The 14670-nt window shown below is 71.3% G+C and carries 14 protein-coding genes; 11 read left to right on the top strand and 3 right to left on the bottom strand.

What is annotated here, in order from left to right:
* Nucleotides 1–142 precede the first annotated feature (142 nt).
* Entirely contained in the window at nt 143–2017 is a 1875-nt protein-coding gene (locus miv_RS14635; RefSeq protein WP_207183275.1) for a calcium-binding protein, read from the top strand.
* Nucleotides 2018–2077: 60 nt separating this feature from the next.
* On the opposite strand, the gene miv_RS14630 is transcribed toward miv_RS14635, so the two are convergent.
* Nucleotides 2078–3127: a hypothetical protein gene (locus miv_RS14630; protein ID WP_207183274.1), complete on the bottom strand. Its 1050-nt coding sequence runs from the start codon at nt 3125–3127 to the stop codon at nt 2078–2080.
* A gap of 167 nt (nt 3128–3294) precedes the next feature.
* Here miv_RS14630 and miv_RS14625 point away from each other — a divergent pair, with 167 nt between their 5' ends.
* From miv_RS14625 to miv_RS14600, 6 genes are all read left to right on the top strand, one after another.
* Nucleotides 3295–4608 carry a replication-associated recombination protein A gene (locus miv_RS14625; protein ID WP_207183273.1) on the top strand — a complete coding sequence of 438 codons (1314 nt, stop codon included), beginning with the start codon at nt 3295–3297 and terminating at the stop codon, nt 4606–4608.
* A gap of 134 nt (nt 4609–4742) precedes the next feature.
* Entirely contained in the window at nt 4743–5573 is an 831-nt protein-coding gene (locus miv_RS14620) for a ParA family protein (protein WP_058620097.1), read from the top strand.
* Nucleotides 5574–5679: 106 nt separating this feature from the next.
* Nucleotides 5680–7221: an RluA family pseudouridine synthase gene (locus miv_RS14615; RefSeq protein ID WP_058620096.1), complete on the top strand. Its 1542-nt coding sequence runs from the start codon at nt 5680–5682 to the stop codon at nt 7219–7221.
* Nucleotides 7222–7398: 177 nt separating this feature from the next.
* A complete protein-coding gene (locus tag miv_RS14610; protein WP_244749007.1) occupies nt 7399–7869 on the top strand; it encodes a hypothetical protein in 471 nt (156 codons plus the stop codon).
* Nucleotides 7870–7954: 85 nt separating this feature from the next.
* A complete protein-coding gene (locus miv_RS14605; protein WP_058620973.1) occupies nt 7955–8617 on the top strand; it encodes an HAD-IA family hydrolase in 663 nt (220 codons plus the stop codon).
* Between the two features lie 43 nt (nt 8618–8660).
* Nucleotides 8661–9452: an ATP12 family chaperone protein gene (locus tag miv_RS14600; protein ID WP_048427657.1), complete on the top strand. Its 792-nt coding sequence runs from the start codon at nt 8661–8663 to the stop codon at nt 9450–9452.
* 62 nt (nt 9453–9514) lie between these two features.
* Here miv_RS14600 and miv_RS14595 read toward each other — a convergent pair whose 3' ends face one another.
* Both miv_RS14595 and miv_RS14590 read right to left on the bottom strand, forming a co-directional pair.
* Entirely contained in the window at nt 9515–9820 is a 306-nt protein-coding gene (locus tag miv_RS14595; protein WP_058617163.1) for a hypothetical protein, read from the bottom strand.
* 92 nt (nt 9821–9912) lie between these two features.
* A complete protein-coding gene (locus miv_RS14590) occupies nt 9913–10263 on the bottom strand; it encodes a hypothetical protein (protein ID WP_207183272.1) in 351 nt (116 codons plus the stop codon).
* 450 nt (nt 10264–10713) lie between these two features.
* Here miv_RS14590 and miv_RS14585 point away from each other — a divergent pair, with 450 nt between their 5' ends.
* The 4 genes from miv_RS14585 to fchA all read left to right on the top strand — a co-directional run bounded on the left by miv_RS14585 (nt 10714) and on the right by fchA (nt 14618).
* The gene (locus miv_RS14585) at nt 10714–11904 is read left to right on the top strand and encodes an aminotransferase class V-fold PLP-dependent enzyme (RefSeq protein ID WP_207183271.1); all 1191 of its coding nucleotides are present in this window, start codon (nt 10714–10716) and stop codon (nt 11902–11904) included.
* Between the two features lie 198 nt (nt 11905–12102).
* Nucleotides 12103–13041: a D-2-hydroxyacid dehydrogenase gene (locus miv_RS14580; RefSeq protein ID WP_058617164.1), complete on the top strand. Its 939-nt coding sequence runs from the start codon at nt 12103–12105 to the stop codon at nt 13039–13041.
* Between the two features lie 78 nt (nt 13042–13119).
* Nucleotides 13120–13980: an NADP-dependent methylenetetrahydromethanopterin/methylenetetrahydrofolate dehydrogenase gene (locus miv_RS14575; RefSeq protein ID WP_207183270.1), complete on the top strand. Its 861-nt coding sequence runs from the start codon at nt 13120–13122 to the stop codon at nt 13978–13980.
* A complete protein-coding gene (gene fchA / locus miv_RS14570; protein ID WP_207183269.1) occupies nt 13980–14618 on the top strand; it encodes a methenyltetrahydrofolate cyclohydrolase in 639 nt (212 codons plus the stop codon). The genes miv_RS14575 and fchA overlap by 1 nt, the downstream gene beginning before the upstream one ends.
* Nucleotides 14619–14670 lie beyond the last annotated feature (52 nt).

Raw genomic sequence — 14670 nt, 5'->3', positions numbered from 1 at the left:
CAACTTAAAATTCATGGCCGCGAACGGTCAGCAATTTCTCATGGTTGCCGGATTTTCCTTACGTAATATGTCCTATTGATTCCTGTCGTCTCTACCTCAATTCGGAAGGCATCGAGGTCTTCGGGGAGGAGTCGCTATGGGAATGTTTGACTATCGCCGGTATTCCGCTGCGGAATCGGCCGAGCTGGCGAACACCTCGTTCGGGCTGGCGGTGTTCGGTCAACTCCAGCCGATCTACGAGAGTCAGATCGGATCGCTGGCCAAGGCGCTCGGGCAGGCGATGCCGCCCGGAGTGACCGCCAACCAGATCAACGTCGCATTGCCCGCCGGCTGGTCGGATGTCGGTCCCGCGGCGCTCGGTCTCGGCCCCGATGCGGTAGATCGCGACGGCTACTACATCATCGAGAGCCCACTGACCGGCCGCACCTATTCCGGGGCACAGGCGAAGGTCTACGAGGAGCGCGACGCCCACGGGCAGGTCACCCGTCTCTCGGTGACATTCGCCGGCACCAATTCGCCCGTCGACCTGGCCGATTACACCCAGCTCAACAGCGGTGAGATCGCTCCCAACATGAACCCGCTGCTCACCGCGGTCCGCGACTACGCGCTCGGGAACGGGCTGACGGCCGATGACGTGATCGTCACGGGCTACTCGCTCGGCGCCGCCTACACCAACGTCATGGCGAAGTACGCCAACACGCTCGCCGGCGGCTTTTTCGCCGACAGCAACTACATCGCGCACGCGGTCCCCTATACTTACGAAGGCGACGACCGCGTCCTCAATATCGGCTACGAGAACGACGTCGTGCATCGCACCGCCGGTGATTTCGACTCGCTCGGCGAGGCGGTGCAAGCCTCGTCCGGGATGATGGGTCAGGATTACGCGCTAAAGTCCTCCACCGACAACCTGATCCTGTTCGGCGACGACTACGCCAATCCGGCCTGGCCCTACGGCCCGTTCGCGCTCTACAACATTCCCGGCGGCTGGGCGGCGCATGTCGCGGGCCTCACCACCGACGCCGTGGCGCGGATCACGCAATCGGCCTTCTACGGCGAGACCGCGCGCGACAGCCTGGTGATCGTGTCCAACCTCACCGGCGCGACCCGGGGCGTCACCTGGGTGGAGGACGTGCAGCGCCCGTCGGACCGGCACGACCATGTCGGGGATTCCGCTTTCCTGATCGGATCGCAATACGGCGACCGGCTGCGCGGCAATGTCGGCAACGACTACATCGACGCCATGGCCGGCGACGACACGATCCGCCCGGGCGACGGGCAGAACCGGATCGAGGGCGGCAGCGGGACCGACACGCTCGAAGTGTCGGGCACGATGCGCGACTGGAGCGTGTCGCGCCTGGCGGACGGGACCACCGCCTTCTTCTCCACGTCCTACGGCCTCGACATCGTCTCGGGCGTCGAGCAGGTGACGTTCCTCGACGCCGGCCTCGTCGGGCAGGGACGCAGCTACGCGATCGAATCCGACCGCCTGGAGGACCTGACCTGGAACGGCTCCTTGGCGTTCCTCGACCAGGATGTCGCCTATACGCCCGCCTGGCAGGGCACGGCCGGGAACGACACGCTGACCGGATCGCGGGTCTTCGGCCTGGCGGGGAACGATGTCCTCACCGGGACGAGGTCGAGCGACCTGCTCTCTGGCGGTGCGGGTGACGACCGGCTCGACGGCCGGGGCGGCAACGACGCGATCTATGGCGGCGAGGGCAACGACGTGCTCACCGGCGGCGGCGGCCGCGACCTGCTCAATGGCGGGCTCGGCGACGACCTGTTCGTCGTCGATGCGCGACAATCCGGGCGCGTGACGATCGAGGATTTCCGCCTGAGCGACGTCGAGCAGGACCGGATCAGGATCGTCGGCAGCACGATCCGCAGCGACGCGGAGCTGCGCCGTCACGGTGAGCAGACGGCGGACGGGCTGCTGCTGCATCTGGGGGCGAGCGACCTGCTGATCGAGCACGCGACCTGGAGCACCCTGACGCCGGGCACGGTCTCGTTCGGCTGACCCCTCTGCGCAGGGCTTTGCCGCGGCCGGCCCCTGGGCGATCCCCGGAGCCGGCGTGCCTCACGCCTTCTCCCACTGCGCCTCGATGATCGTGTAGACCTTGTCGCTGAGGTTGATGTCCATCTCGACGAGGCCGATCGTGTTCTTGACCCGGCTCAGGGTCTCGGCGAGTTCGAGCACCGGCTCGGGCACCCGGCGCTCGGCCGGGGCGGGGCCTTCGAGCTTCAGCACGTCGGCCAGCATCGCCGTGTAGGCGCCCCAGAAATGCTGGTGGCCGATGACGTGGAAGCGCGACAGCGCCTCGATCGCCAGCGTCCAGTGGCCGGGCTTCATCGGCTCACCCGGGAAGGTGCAGGAGAGGTCGCGGGTCAGCGGGTTCTCGAGCCAGTTGTAGGTCTCCATGTCGATCCGGTCGAAGCCCTTGCGCAGGGCCGAGACGCTGCCGAGGTCGAGGCCGGCCGCGAAGGCGCAGGGGCCCTGGAGGTGGTCGACGCGCCATTGCTGGACCGGGTCCTTGCCGATCTCGGCCATCCGGCGCAGCCACAGGATCCGCTTGGCGAGTTCCACGTAGGGATCGACCACCAGGATCGTCTTCACGTAGTCGCCGCCCTGAATCACGTCCTCGTAGCGCTTCAGGAGGAGACTACCCTGCAGCAGCATCGAGTCGGCGTACTTGATGTCGATGACGCAGCGCAGCAGGTCGAAGTGCATGTCGTGGATGCCGAAATACGCGAGCGCGAATTCCGGGAAGAGCATGTCGCGGGCGTGGTTGTCCTGGCCGATCGTGTAGTCGAGGGCCAGCACGCGGGCCTGGCGGTAGGCCGCGCCGGCACGGTGCCGGTAGAGCAGGATGTTGGTGTCGCCGTCGAAGATGTCGAACTGCGCCGCCTGATCGAGGCCGGGGCAGCTCTCCGCGTCGAGCTTGAAGCCGCAGATCCCGTGCGCGTGCCAGCCGAAATCCTTGAGCTGCGGGTAGTGGACCCAGGCCTCGATCACGGCTTCCTTCGTCCGGTCGAGGACCACGCGCAGGCGGGGGGTGCGGCGCATGTCGTCGGGCGCGATCCAGAGATCGAAGCTCGCCGGGCCGACGACGTTGAAGTTGAAACGCATGCCGCTTGCTAGGCCGAAGAATGCAGCGCGGCAAGGGAGTCGGGGGCCGCGGGCGCGCCGGTCCGCGCGGCCGGCGGGGCGAACCGCCGCCGCGGGACGGTGGGCGACGCCGTGGGGCCACCGCGCGGCCCCTTGCGGCGGCGCGGCGGAGCGGTGTTGATGCGGGCATGTCCGACCTGTTCGCCTCCGCGGGCCTCGACCGCGACGCTCCCCGCCCCCTCGCCGACACCTTGCGGCCCACGACCCTCGCCGAGGTGGTCGGGCAGGAGCACCTGACCGGGGAGGGGGGTGCGCTGACGCGGCTCCTGCGCGGCCGCAACCTCGGCTCGCTGATCCTCTGGGGACCGCCGGGCACCGGCAAGACCACGGTGGCGCGGCTGCTCGCCGGCGAGACCAACCTGCATTTCGAGCAGATCTCGGCGATCTTCTCCGGCGTCGCGGAACTGCGAAAGGTGTTCGAGGCGGCCCGCGCCCGGCGGGTCGCGGGGCGCGGCACGCTGCTCTTCGTCGACGAGATCCATCGCTTCAACCGGGCCCAGCTCGACGCCTTCCTGCCGGTGGTCGAAGACGGCACCGTGACGCTGGTCGGCGCCACCACCGAGAACCCGTCCTTCGAGCTCAACGCCGCGCTCCTGTCGCGCGCCCGGGTGCTGGTCTTCCGCGCCCTCGACGAGGCGGCGATCGCCCGGCTCCTCGACCGGGCCGAGGCGGTGACGGGCCGCGCGCTGCCGCTCGAGCCTGAGGCCCGCGCGGTGCTGGTGCGGATGGCCGACGGCGACGGGCGGGCGGCGCTGACGCTGGCCGAGGAGGTGTGGCGCTCGGTGGGTCCCGACGAGATCCTGGACGCGGCCCTCCTGCAGGAGCTGATCCAGCGCCGCGCCCCGATCTACGACAAGGCGCAGGAGGGCCACTACAACCTCATCTCGGCCCTGCACAAGACGATCCGCGGCTCGGACCCGGATGCCGCGCTCTACTATCTCTGCCGGATGCTCGATGCCGGCGAGGACCGGCTGTTCATCGCCCGCCGGCTGGTGCGGATGGCGGTGGAGGATATCGGGCTCGCCGACCCCCAGGCCCTGGGGGTGGCCAACGCCGCCAAGGAGGCGTTCGATTTCCTGGGCTCGCCGGAGGGTGAATTGGCCCTGGCGCAGGCGGCGGTCTACCTCGCCACCGCGCCGAAATCGAACGCGGTCTACACCGCCTACAAGGCCGCGACCCGCACCGCCAAGGAGCACGGCTCGCTGCCGCCGCCCCGCACCATCCTCAACGCCCCGACGAAGCTGATGCGCAAGCTCGGCTACGGCGAGGGCTACCGCTACGACCACGACGAGCCCGACGCCTTCTCGGGCCAGGATTACTGGCCCGAGCGCCTCGGGCGGCAGCGCTTCTACGCGCCGACCGACCGCGGCTTCGAGCGCCGCGTCGCCGAGCGCCTGGAGTGGTGGGAGGAGGCCCGTGCCGCCCGGGCGCGCGACGCGTAGGGCGCGGACGCGGCGCCGCCCGGGGGTGTGACGGTTTGGTGACGATCCTGCGCGAAACTACCCGCATCCGTTGACCGCCTGTCGTTCATGGTCATGATGACCGGCATCGCGTCTCATCCGGATCGGGAGCGGTGATGACCACACGCATTCTCTCGGTCGCCAACTGCAAAGGCGGCACCGGCAAGACGACGACCACTGTCAACCTGGCGGCCGAATTCGGCAGCCGGGGCTACCGGGTCCTGGTGATCGACCTCGATCCCCAAGGTCACAGCGGCCTCGGTTTCGGCGCGTTGGCCGAGCTCGGTCTACCGAACGCGCATACGCCGCTGCGGCAGCGCGGCGGCAGCTTCGCCGGAGCGGTGCAGGCGACGGAGGAGGACGGGGTGGCGATCATCCCGGCCGATCGCAGCTTCAACGGGCAGTTGGGCCACGACGACGGCCATTGCCTCGAGACGGCGCTGGCGCCGCTGCTGCCCGACTACGACCTCGTCCTGATCGATGTGCCGCCCTCCGCCCGGGCGGTGATGATCTGTGCGCTCCTGCCGAGCAGCGGCGTGGTGGTGCCCACCACCCTCGATCCCCTCGGCCTCGACGGCGTGCGTCAGTTCGCCCGCTCGTTCCACGACACGATGCTGCGCTTCCGCGCCGCGCCGCTCGGCCTCGCCATCGCGCCGATGCGGATCGACCTGCGCACCAACGTCGAGAAGGACACCCTGGCCCAGCTCCGCACAGGTTTCGGCCCGGGACAGATGGTCCGCGGCGTGCGCACCGACGTGGCGGTGAGCGAGGCCTTCGCCCGGCGTCAGCCGCTGCGCCGCTGCCGTCCGAGCGCCCGCGCCACCGCCGATTTCGCCGCCCTGGCCGACGACCTGATCCAGCGCTTCGGCATCGAGCAGGACGCCTCGGGTACCGCCGAGGGCTACGGCCGCCGCGAGGGGTTTTCGCGGGCCTGCTCGTGGGCGTGAGAATTCCCGGGCGTGAGGGGTCGAGCCGGGCCACGGCGTCGAATCCCGACGAGACGGTGATTCGCCGGGCGTGACGGATGCGCGCGCCGATGGTACGAGCCCGGTCATGACGAAGCCTCCTCATCGCGGCGGTTCCGGGCGGTCGCGGACCGGCCCGGGCGGATCGCCCTCGGGCCGCCCGCCGCGGGCCCGCACCGGACCGCGCAACACCGCGCGCGACGCCGCCGAGCGCGCCGCCGGCCTGGTCGTGTCCAACCGCGCCCCCTTCGGCCGCGACCGCAGCGACGCCGCCCCCTGGGAGCGCGACGAGGCCCCCGCCCGCGCGCCGGCCGGAGCCACGGCTGCCAAGCCGGCTTCATCGAGACCTGCTTCGTCCAAGTCTCCTTCGTCCAAGTCTCTTTCGTTCAAGTCTCCTTCGTCCAAGCCCCGCGCCGAGCGTCCGCGCTCGGGCCCGCCGACCGAGGAGCCCGCCCGCGGCCCGTCGGAGGATCGCCCGCCGCGCCGGCCGCGCCGCGAGGAACGACCGGAGACCGACGGCGCGCCGCGTCCCCGCCGGGCTGCCGGGACCGGCGAGCCGGAGGGCAAGACCCGCTCACCCGAGGCGAAGCCGCCGACCCGGCGGGCGCTCCGCGAGGCGACCGCCGAGGCCTTGGCCACCGGCGTGCAGACCCTCGAGGTGACGGCCGACGAGGCCGGGATGCGGATCGACCGCTTCCTCTCGGCCCGCTTCCCGCAGCTGCCCTTCACCCGCATCCAGAGCCTGGTGCGCAAGGGCGAGCTTCGCGTGAACGGCAAGCGCGCCAAGGCCGCCGACCGGGTCGAGCCCGGCGCCAGCGTGCGCGTGCCCCCCTTGAGCCTGGAGGCCCGCCCGCCGGCCCCGAACTCGCCGCGGGCGGAGGGCGATCTCGCCTTCCTGCGCTCCCTGATCCTCTACGAGGACCAGGACATGATGGTGCTCAACAAGCCCTTCGGCCTCGCGGTGCAGGGCGGCTCGGGCACCACCCGCCACGTCGACGGCCTGCTCGAGGCGATGCGCGACAAGGACGGCCAGAAGCCGCGCCTCGTCCACCGTCTCGACAAGGACACGGCGGGCTGCCTCATCATCGCCAAGACCCGGCTGGCCGCGGCGACGCTCGCCAAGACCTTCCGGTCGCGGGCGGCGCGCAAGATCTACTGGGCGCTGGCCGCCGGGGTGCCGAAGGTGCGCCAGGGCCGGATCTCGACCTACCTCGCCAAGGAGGAGGTCGGCGACGCCGATGCGCGGATGCGGGTCGCCAAGCACGGCGACGAGGGGGCGAGCCACGCGCTGACCTATTACGCGCTGGTCGACCAGGCCGGGCAGAAGCTCGCCTGGCTGTCGCTGAAGCCGGTCACCGGCCGCACGCACCAGCTGCGGGCGCATGCCGCCCATATCGGCCACCCGCTGGTCGGCGACCCGAAATACTTCGACATCGAGAACTGGGAATTGCCCGGCGGCATCCAGAACCGCCTGCACCTGCTCGCCCGGCGCATCGTGATCCCGCATCCGCGCACCGCCAAGCCGGTCGACGTGACGGCACCTCTCCCGCCTCACATGGTGCAGAGCTGGAACCTCCTCGGCTTCGACGCCGCGCGCTACGACCCGATCGTCGAAGCGCCGGAAGCCTGATGCGTCCGGCTTCCCCGCCGACGGGTGGGGCGGCCGGCCTCCGCAAGGGGAGGGTCTCGACCACAGGAGGCCTTGGCAGGCGGCCGGCGTGCCTTATTCTCGGTCACGCCGCGATCACGGCACCAGCGGGGCCCGCGGCCCGTCGGGAGTGAGACCAGTCGCATGAGACCCGCCCGCATGAAGTCAGCCGGCCCGACATCGGTGGCCACGAAGTCGGTCGGCATGAGGCACGCCGCGCTCGCCGGCCTCGGCCTGATCGGATTTCTCGCTTGCGCCGGTGCGGCGCCGGCGCAGCCCGCCCCCACCGCACCGGCGACGGCTCCGGCCGCCGCATCGCCCGTCCCCGGAACCCAGGCCCCCGCGTCGACCGCCCCCGCGGCCCGCCCGGAGGGCAAGACGGCCGCCCCGCGTCAGGATGGCCGTCATGACGGACGGACGGCGCCCGCGGACGGAGCCGCCCCGTCGGCCCGGCCGGCACCGGCGGAGCGCGCCGCGACGCCCCGGCGGCGGCGCCCGACCTACGCCGCCTGCAACCGCGCCTCGCAGCGCCGCAGCCTGAAGGGCGGCGCGCGGCGCCGCTTCCTCATCCGCTGCCGCCTGGGCTATGAGCGGATCCAGCCGGGCCAGCCGGCCCGCACCCGTCCCTGAGGAGCGTCCTCCCGGGGCCCGGGCAGGGCCGTCCCCCGCCGGTCCCGGCTGAGCGAGGCGGCCCCGCACCCATGATTCCTCTGCCATGACCCTGATCGTCTTCGACGTCGACGGCACCCTCGTCGACAGCCAGCACATGATCGTGGCGGCGCAACGCGAGGCCTTCGCGGCGGTCGGGCTGCCGGCGCCGAGCCGGACGCGGTCGCTCTCCGTGGTCGGGCTGTCGCTGCCGCAGGCCTTCACCGCCCTCGTCGGCGCCGACGGGCCGGTCGAGGCCCTGTCCGAGGCCTACAAGCAGAGTTTTGGCCGGCTGCGGGCGATGGCGGAGATCCGCGAGGCGCTGTTTCCCGGCGCCGCCGACCTGCTGGCGCGGCTCAACCGCGAGGCGGCGGTGCAGCTCGGCATCGCCACGGGAAAGTCGCGCCGCGGCGTCGACCACCTCGTGGCCGTGCATGGCTGGGAAGGCTGGTTCTCCACCGTGCAGACCGCCGACGACGCCCCCTCGAAGCCCCATCCGGCCATGCTCACCCAGGCGATGGCCGAGGCCGGGGCCGAGCCGTCCCGCACGGTGATGATCGGCGACACGAGCTACGACATGGCGATGGCCCGGGCGGCCGGCGTCACCGCCCTCGGGGTGACCTGGGGCTACCATACGCCGGACGCCCTGCACGAAGCCGGGGCGCACGGGGTGGTCGACAGCTTCTCCGCCCTCGACGAGGCCCTGCGCCGGCACATCGCCGCCGCGTGAGGCCGTCTCGCAACCACGCCCGACAGCTCCTATCTCTGGCGACATGACGAACGACGACGTGACCCGCGACTGGCTCGGCGACCCGGACGCATCCCCCGATCCGGTGCGCGCCGCCCGCCAGGCCGGCAAGCCGGCTTTGCCGAAGCGCTTCTACAAGGAAGCGGGAATCGCCGAGGCCGAGGACGGCTTCCGCCTCGTCCTCGACGGCCGCCCGGCCCACAGCCCGGCCCGGCGCCGCATCGCCGTGCGGCAGCGGGCGCTGGCGGAGGCCCTGGCCGAGGAATGGGGAGCGCAGGAGGAGGTCATCGATCCGACCCGGATGCCGCTGACCCGCCTCGTCAACTCGGCGATCGACGGCGTGGCCGACCGGCGCGAGGCGGTGATCGACGACCTCGCCGCCTATGCGGGCACCGATCTCCTGGTCTACCGGGCCGGCGACCCGGCCCGCCTCGTCGCCGCCCAGGCCGCAGCCTGGGACCCAGTGCTCGACTGGGCGCACGAGACCCTGGGCGCCCGCTTCGTGCTGAGCGAGGGCGTGATGCACGTCACCCAGCCCGAAACCTCGCTCCAGGCCCTGCGCCGCGGCATCGAGGCGGTGGAGAGCCCGACCGCGCTGGCGGGCCTGCATTCCATGACGACCCTGACCGGCTCGGTGCTGATCGCGCTCGCCGTCCTGCACGGACGCCTGACGCCGGAGGAGGGCTGGAGTGCCGCCCATGTCGACGAGACGTTCCAGGCCGAGGTCTGGGGACGCGACGAGGAGGCGGAGGCGCGCCTTGCCGGCCGGCGGCGCGAGTTCGAGGCGGCGGCGCGGGTCGCCGCGCTGAGCGCGTGATGGTCTGACCGGGGCCGAGGCCCCGGTGTCTGGTCGGTTACGCCTTCGGTTACTTCCGGCGGTTACTTCCGGACCGAGCCGGTGGCGATGTCGGCGTTCGGGTCCATCGCCTGCGGCACCGATGGGGTGAAGGCGACGAGGCCGCTGGTGTCGATGCCGCGCACGTTCACCTCGGCGCCGGGCGCCATGCTGGGCAGGGCGGCGAAGAGCGGCATGCCCGCCGGAACGCTGGCGGAGAAGGTCGGCACGTCGAGGGCCGGGATGCCGGCCTCTGCGAGGGTGGCGCCCTCGGCGTGGGCCGCGAGCGAACCGGCCGAGAGGGAGCCGGCCATGACGAGGCCGGCGGCGATGACGGTCTTGAGGCTCATCTCCGCGTCTCCTGTGCTCGGGAGATCATGCCGTGCGGCAGATCTGCCAAGGTGTGTCTTGACGAGACAATGCGCGAGAGCGCCGGAAGTTCTCAGATCGCGCGTGCGGTGACCCGCCGGCGCGGCGGCGAGACCGCGGCCGGGAGCTGGTGGAACAGGTGGAAGCCGCAGGTCTCGGCGCCGTGCTCGGCCATCTCGGCACGGAAGCCCGGCGGCGGCTCGGACGCGGCGCAGACGCTCCCCGCATAGCTCCAGGCGCCGCCGGCGAGGAAGGCCGGCACCGGGAAGTCGTTCGGCACCGCGCAGACCAGATCCGGCTCCTCGATGCGGCGAAACAGGTTGTAGATCGGCCGGCGCCGCGGGCGGCGCGGCAGGGCGTGCAGGAACCCGCCCCGGGAGATCTCGACACCGGAGAACCCGGCCCGTTTCCGTCTCGTCGTCATCGGTGCTCCCCGGTTCTCGCTGTGGCGCGCGTCGCTGCCGCGTCCCGGATCTTCCATAGCCGCCGCCTCACGACACGCCGATTACATACGATAAACGCCGGTCTTCGACGCGGAGGTACTACCGAATTGGTCATGCTCCGAGAATGCTGCAATGCAACAAGACGAAGCCGGTTACCACTTTAGGCCAAAGCGTGGATGGCTTTCCTTCGTCTTTTCAAAATTTTGAATACCCGCTCAAGTTTTTTCAGTTTTCCTTGCGGCGGGGGCATCCCCATAGTCGCCCTCGACACGGCGACCCGGGCCGGTCGGCGGCGCGCCGCTGCATTCCCCTCCGGGTCCGGTCGTCCAAATATCGCGCCCGCCACCCCCCGGTGGCCGCGGCGCGGGAACCGAGTTCACGAGGCCGGACGAAGGGTCCCGGCTCGAAGCCCGCAGGGCTGGAGGAGACACATGGCTGGATCGAGACGCCCGGGGCGCAACTTCCTCTTCGTTCCGGGGCCGACCAACATCCCCGATCGCGTGCAGCGCGCGATGATCGTGCCGTCCGAGGACCACCGCTCGTCGTCCTTCCCCGAGCTGACCCTGCCGCTGTTCGAGGAGACGAAGAAGATCTTCAAGTCCCGCGAGGGCCAGATCTTCCTCTTCCCGGCGACCGGCACCGGCGCCTGGGAAGCGGCGCTCACCAACACCCTCTCCCCCGGCGACCGGGTGCTGGCGCCGCGCTACGGCCAGTTCAGCACGCTGTGGATCGACCTCGCCCGCCGGGTCGGCCTCGAGGTCGAGGTCCAGGAGGAGGAGTGGGGCACCGGCGCCAACCCGGACCGCATCGAGGAAGCCCTGCGGGCCGACCGCGAGCACCGGATCAAGGCGGTCCTGGTCGTCCACAACGAGACCACCACCGGCGTCACCTCCGACATCGGCGCGGTGCGCAAGGCGATCGACGCGGCGGGCCACCCGGCGATGCTGTTCGTCGACGGCGTCTCGGCGATCGGCAGCATCGACTTCCGGGCCGAGGAATGGCGGGTCGATTGCGCCATCACCGGCTCGCAGAAGGGCCTGATGCTGCCCGCCGGGCTGGGCATCGTCTGTGCCAGCAAGCGGGCGCTCGAGGCCTCCAAGACCGCCGAGTGCCGGCGCGTGTTCTTCGATTTCGGCGACCAGACCAAGGCCAACGCCACCGGCTACTTCCCCTACACGCCGGCCCTGCCGATGCTCTACGGCCTGCGCGAGGCGCTGGCTTGCGTCGAGGACGAGGGACTGGAGAACGTCTTCGCCCGCCATCGCCGGCTGGCCGACAGCGCCCGCGCCGCCGTCAAGGCCTGGGGCCTGACGCTCTGCGCCAAGGAGGAGAAGTGGTACTCCGACACGGTGAGCGCCGTGATGGTGCCCGACGGCGTCAACGGGGCCGAGGTGATCGACATCGCCTACAAGCGCTACAACCTCGCTCTCGGGGCCGGCCTGTCGCAGGTGGCGGGCAAGCTCTTCCGCATCGGCCATATCGGTGACCTCAACGAGCTGATGCTGATGGGCGCCCTCGCCGGCGTCGAGATGGCGATGCTGGATGCGGGCATCCGGATCGAGCCGGGCAGCGGCGTCGCGGCGGCCCAAAAGTCGCTCCGCGGGAGCCAGGAGGCGCGCTGACGGCGCCCCGTCCCGGCGCGCGGGTCTCTCCGGCTCCTCCCTCCGTCGCGGGGAAGGAGCCGGGAGGCGGGGGAAATCCCCGCCTCGATCCGAGATCCGCTGCCGGGAGCCGCTGCCAGGACCCCGCCCGCCATGCCATTGTCCCGCGCCATGCCCCACCGGAAGCCTGACCACCAGGCCGGGGCGCCGGAGATCCCCATGTCCCACCGCATCGTCTTCCTCGACCGCGAGACCCTGGACGCCGAGCTGCGGCGCCCGAGCTTCCCGCACGATTACGCCGAGTACCCGGTGACCGCGCCGGACGAGATCGTCGAGCGGCTCGCGGGCGCCCAGATCGCCATCCTCAACAAGGTGCCGATGCGCGAGGCGACCCTGCGCCAGCTGCCGGACCTGAAGCTGATCGCGGTCGCGGCGACCGGCACCGACGTGATCGACAAGGCCGCCGCCAAGGCGCAGGGCATCACGGTCGTCAACATCCGCAACTACGCCTTCAACACCGTGCCGGAGCACGTGATCGGGCTGATCTTCGCGCTGCGCCGCGCGATCGTGCCCTACGCCAACTCGGTGCGGCGCGGCGACTGGGGCCGGGCGCGCCACTTCTGCTACTTCGACTACCCGATCCGCGACGTCGCCGGCTCGACGCTGGGCATCGTCGGCTACGGGGCGCTCGGCAAGTCGATCGGCAAGCGGGCGGAGGCGCTCGGCATGCGGGTGCTGGCCTACGACGTGATGCCCCAGGACGGCCTCGTCGACCTCGACACGATCCTGCGCGAGAGCGACGTGATCACGCTGCACGCGCCGCTGACGCCGGAGACCCGCAACATGATCGGGCGGGACGAGCTGGCGCGGATGAAGCGCGACGCGATCCTGATCAACACCGCCCGCGGCGGCCTCGTCGACGAGGCGGCGCTCGCCGAGGCCCTCACCGCCGGCACGATCGGCGGGGCCGGGTTCGACGTGCTGACGAGCGAGCCGCCGCGGGACGACAACCCGCTGCTCGCCCTCGACGTCCCGAACCTCATCATCACCCCCCACGTCGCCTGGGCAAGCCAGCAGGCGATGCAGATCCTCGCCGACCAGCTCGTCGACAACATCGAGGCCTTCGTGGCCGGCCGGCCGCAGAACGTGGTGGAGTAGGGCGGGCGCGAGCGCTAACCCCCACACCGTACGCAACCCCCGCGCCGGCCCCGAGCGCCCGCGGCGGAAAGGACGACGATGAAGAAGCTCCTGTTCCAGTTCGATACCGACCCGATGCCCAGCGTGTTCGACGTGGTGGTGGGCTACGACGGCGGCGCCGACATCATCACCGGCTATCCCAACGTGACGCCCGACACCGTCGGGGCGCTGGTCGACGGCACGATCTACACCCGCGGCGGCGCGGAGAAGAAATCGACCGCGATCTTCGTCGGCGGCGGCAGCATGGCGGCCGGCGAGGCGGTGTTCAAGGCGGTGCGCAAGCGCTTCTTCGGCCCGTTCCGCGTCTCCTGCATGCTCGATTCGAACGGGTCGAACACCACGGCGGCGGCCGGCGTGGCGCTGGTCGCCAAGGCGGCGGGCTCGCTTCAGGGCAAGCGCGCCCTGGTGCTGGCCGGCACCGGCCCGGTCGGGATGCGCTCGGCGGCCCTGCTCGCCAAGGAAGGCGCCACCGTGACCCTCGCCGGGCGCCAGCTCGCCAAGGCACAGGAAGCCGCCAAAGCGATCGAGACGCGCTTCAAGGTCGAGATCCGGGCGATCGAGACCCCGGACGCAGAGACCCGCGGCCGGGCGCTGGCGGAGGCCGACGTCGCCTTCGCGGCCGGTGCGATCGGCCTCGAGCTCGCCTCCGAGGCGCAGTGGAGCGAGGCGAAGGACCTCGGCTTCATCGCCGACTACAACGCCCAGCCGCCGCTCGGCTTTGCCGGCATCGAGGCCACCGACAAGGCCAAGGAGCGCCACGGCAAGGTGGTGTTCGGGGCGCTGGGCATCGGCGGCCTGAAGCTCAAGCTGCACCGCGCCTGCATCGCCAAGCTGTTCGAGAGCAGCGAACTGGTCCTCGACGCGGAAGAGATCTACGCGCTCGCGAAAGAGATGGCGTGATGACGGACGCACCCGCTTCCGAGGACACGATCCGCGGCTTCCTCGACGCGCTGGCGAGCGACCGGCCGACGCCGGGCGGCGGCGGCGCGGCGGCGATCTCCGGCGCCATGGGGGCGGCGCTGGTCTCGATGGTCTGCAACCTCACCATCGGCAAGAAGAAGTATGCCGAGGTCGAGGCCGAGATGATCGCGACCCGCGACCGGGCGGAAGGCCTGCGGGCCCAGCTCACCGGCATGATCGCCGAGGACGTGAGCGCCTTCAACGCGGTGATGGGCGCCTACGCCCTGCCGAAGGCGACCGACGAGGACAAGGCGGCCCGGGCCGCCGCGATCCAGGATGCCCTGCGGCTCGCCACCGACGTGCCGCTGGCCTGCGCCCGGACCTGCCGGGCGGTGATCGACCTCTGCGAGGGCGTCGCCGAGCGCGGCAACCTCAACGTGGTCAGCGATGCGGGCGTCGCGGTGCTGGCCGCCCAGGCCGGCCTGCGCAGCGCCGCCCTCAACGTCTACGTCAACGCCAAGGCGATCGAGGACCGGACCTTCGCGGAGGGACGCCTCGCCGACCTGGCCCGGGCCCTCGACGGCGCCGACGCCCTCACCGAGCGGGTCTACGGCCTGGTGAAGGCCAAGCTGACCTGAGCCGAACCGGCCCGGCGCCGCCGGGCCGGACAGGACGATCCAGGCCCGGCCT

Origin of the sequence: Methylobacterium indicum (assembly GCF_017347565.1) — a bacterium.
Lineage (GTDB): Bacteria > Pseudomonadota > Alphaproteobacteria > Rhizobiales > Beijerinckiaceae > Methylobacterium > Methylobacterium indicum.
Note: the sequence above shows the minus strand (reverse complement) of the source record. Positions and strands in the feature narration are given on the sequence as shown.

What these genes read in the sequence shown, in the direction of transcription:
- miv_RS14615 (WP_058620096.1), top strand. Translation starts at nt 5,680, where the DNA reads ATGACGAAGCCTCCTCATCGCGGCGGTTCCGGGCGGTCGCGGACCGGC.
- miv_RS14585 (WP_207183271.1), top strand. Translation starts at nt 10,714, where the DNA reads ATGGCTGGATCGAGACGCCCGGGGCGCAACTTCCTCTTCGTTCCGGGG.
- miv_RS14610 (WP_244749007.1), top strand. Translation starts at nt 7,399, where the DNA reads ATGAAGTCAGCCGGCCCGACATCGGTGGCCACGAAGTCGGTCGGCATG.
- miv_RS14635 (WP_207183275.1), top strand. Translation starts at nt 143, where the DNA reads ATGTTTGACTATCGCCGGTATTCCGCTGCGGAATCGGCCGAGCTGGCG.
- miv_RS14605 (WP_058620973.1), top strand. Translation starts at nt 7,955, where the DNA reads ATGACCCTGATCGTCTTCGACGTCGACGGCACCCTCGTCGACAGCCAG.
- miv_RS14595 (WP_058617163.1), bottom strand. Translation starts at nt 9,820, where the DNA reads ATGAGCCTCAAGACCGTCATCGCCGCCGGCCTCGTCATGGCCGGCTCC.
- miv_RS14590 (WP_207183272.1), bottom strand. Translation starts at nt 10,263, where the DNA reads ATGACGACGAGACGGAAACGGGCCGGGTTCTCCGGTGTCGAGATCTCC.
- miv_RS14575 (WP_207183270.1), top strand. Translation starts at nt 13,120, where the DNA reads ATGAAGAAGCTCCTGTTCCAGTTCGATACCGACCCGATGCCCAGCGTG.
- miv_RS14625 (WP_207183273.1), top strand. Translation starts at nt 3,295, where the DNA reads ATGTCCGACCTGTTCGCCTCCGCGGGCCTCGACCGCGACGCTCCCCGC.
- miv_RS14600 (WP_048427657.1), top strand. Translation starts at nt 8,661, where the DNA reads ATGACGAACGACGACGTGACCCGCGACTGGCTCGGCGACCCGGACGCA.
- miv_RS14630 (WP_207183274.1), bottom strand. Translation starts at nt 3,127, where the DNA reads ATGCGTTTCAACTTCAACGTCGTCGGCCCGGCGAGCTTCGATCTCTGG.
- fchA (WP_207183269.1), top strand. Translation starts at nt 13,980, where the DNA reads ATGACGGACGCACCCGCTTCCGAGGACACGATCCGCGGCTTCCTCGAC.
- miv_RS14580 (WP_058617164.1), top strand. Translation starts at nt 12,103, where the DNA reads ATGTCCCACCGCATCGTCTTCCTCGACCGCGAGACCCTGGACGCCGAG.
- miv_RS14620 (WP_058620097.1), top strand. Translation starts at nt 4,743, where the DNA reads ATGACCACACGCATTCTCTCGGTCGCCAACTGCAAAGGCGGCACCGGC.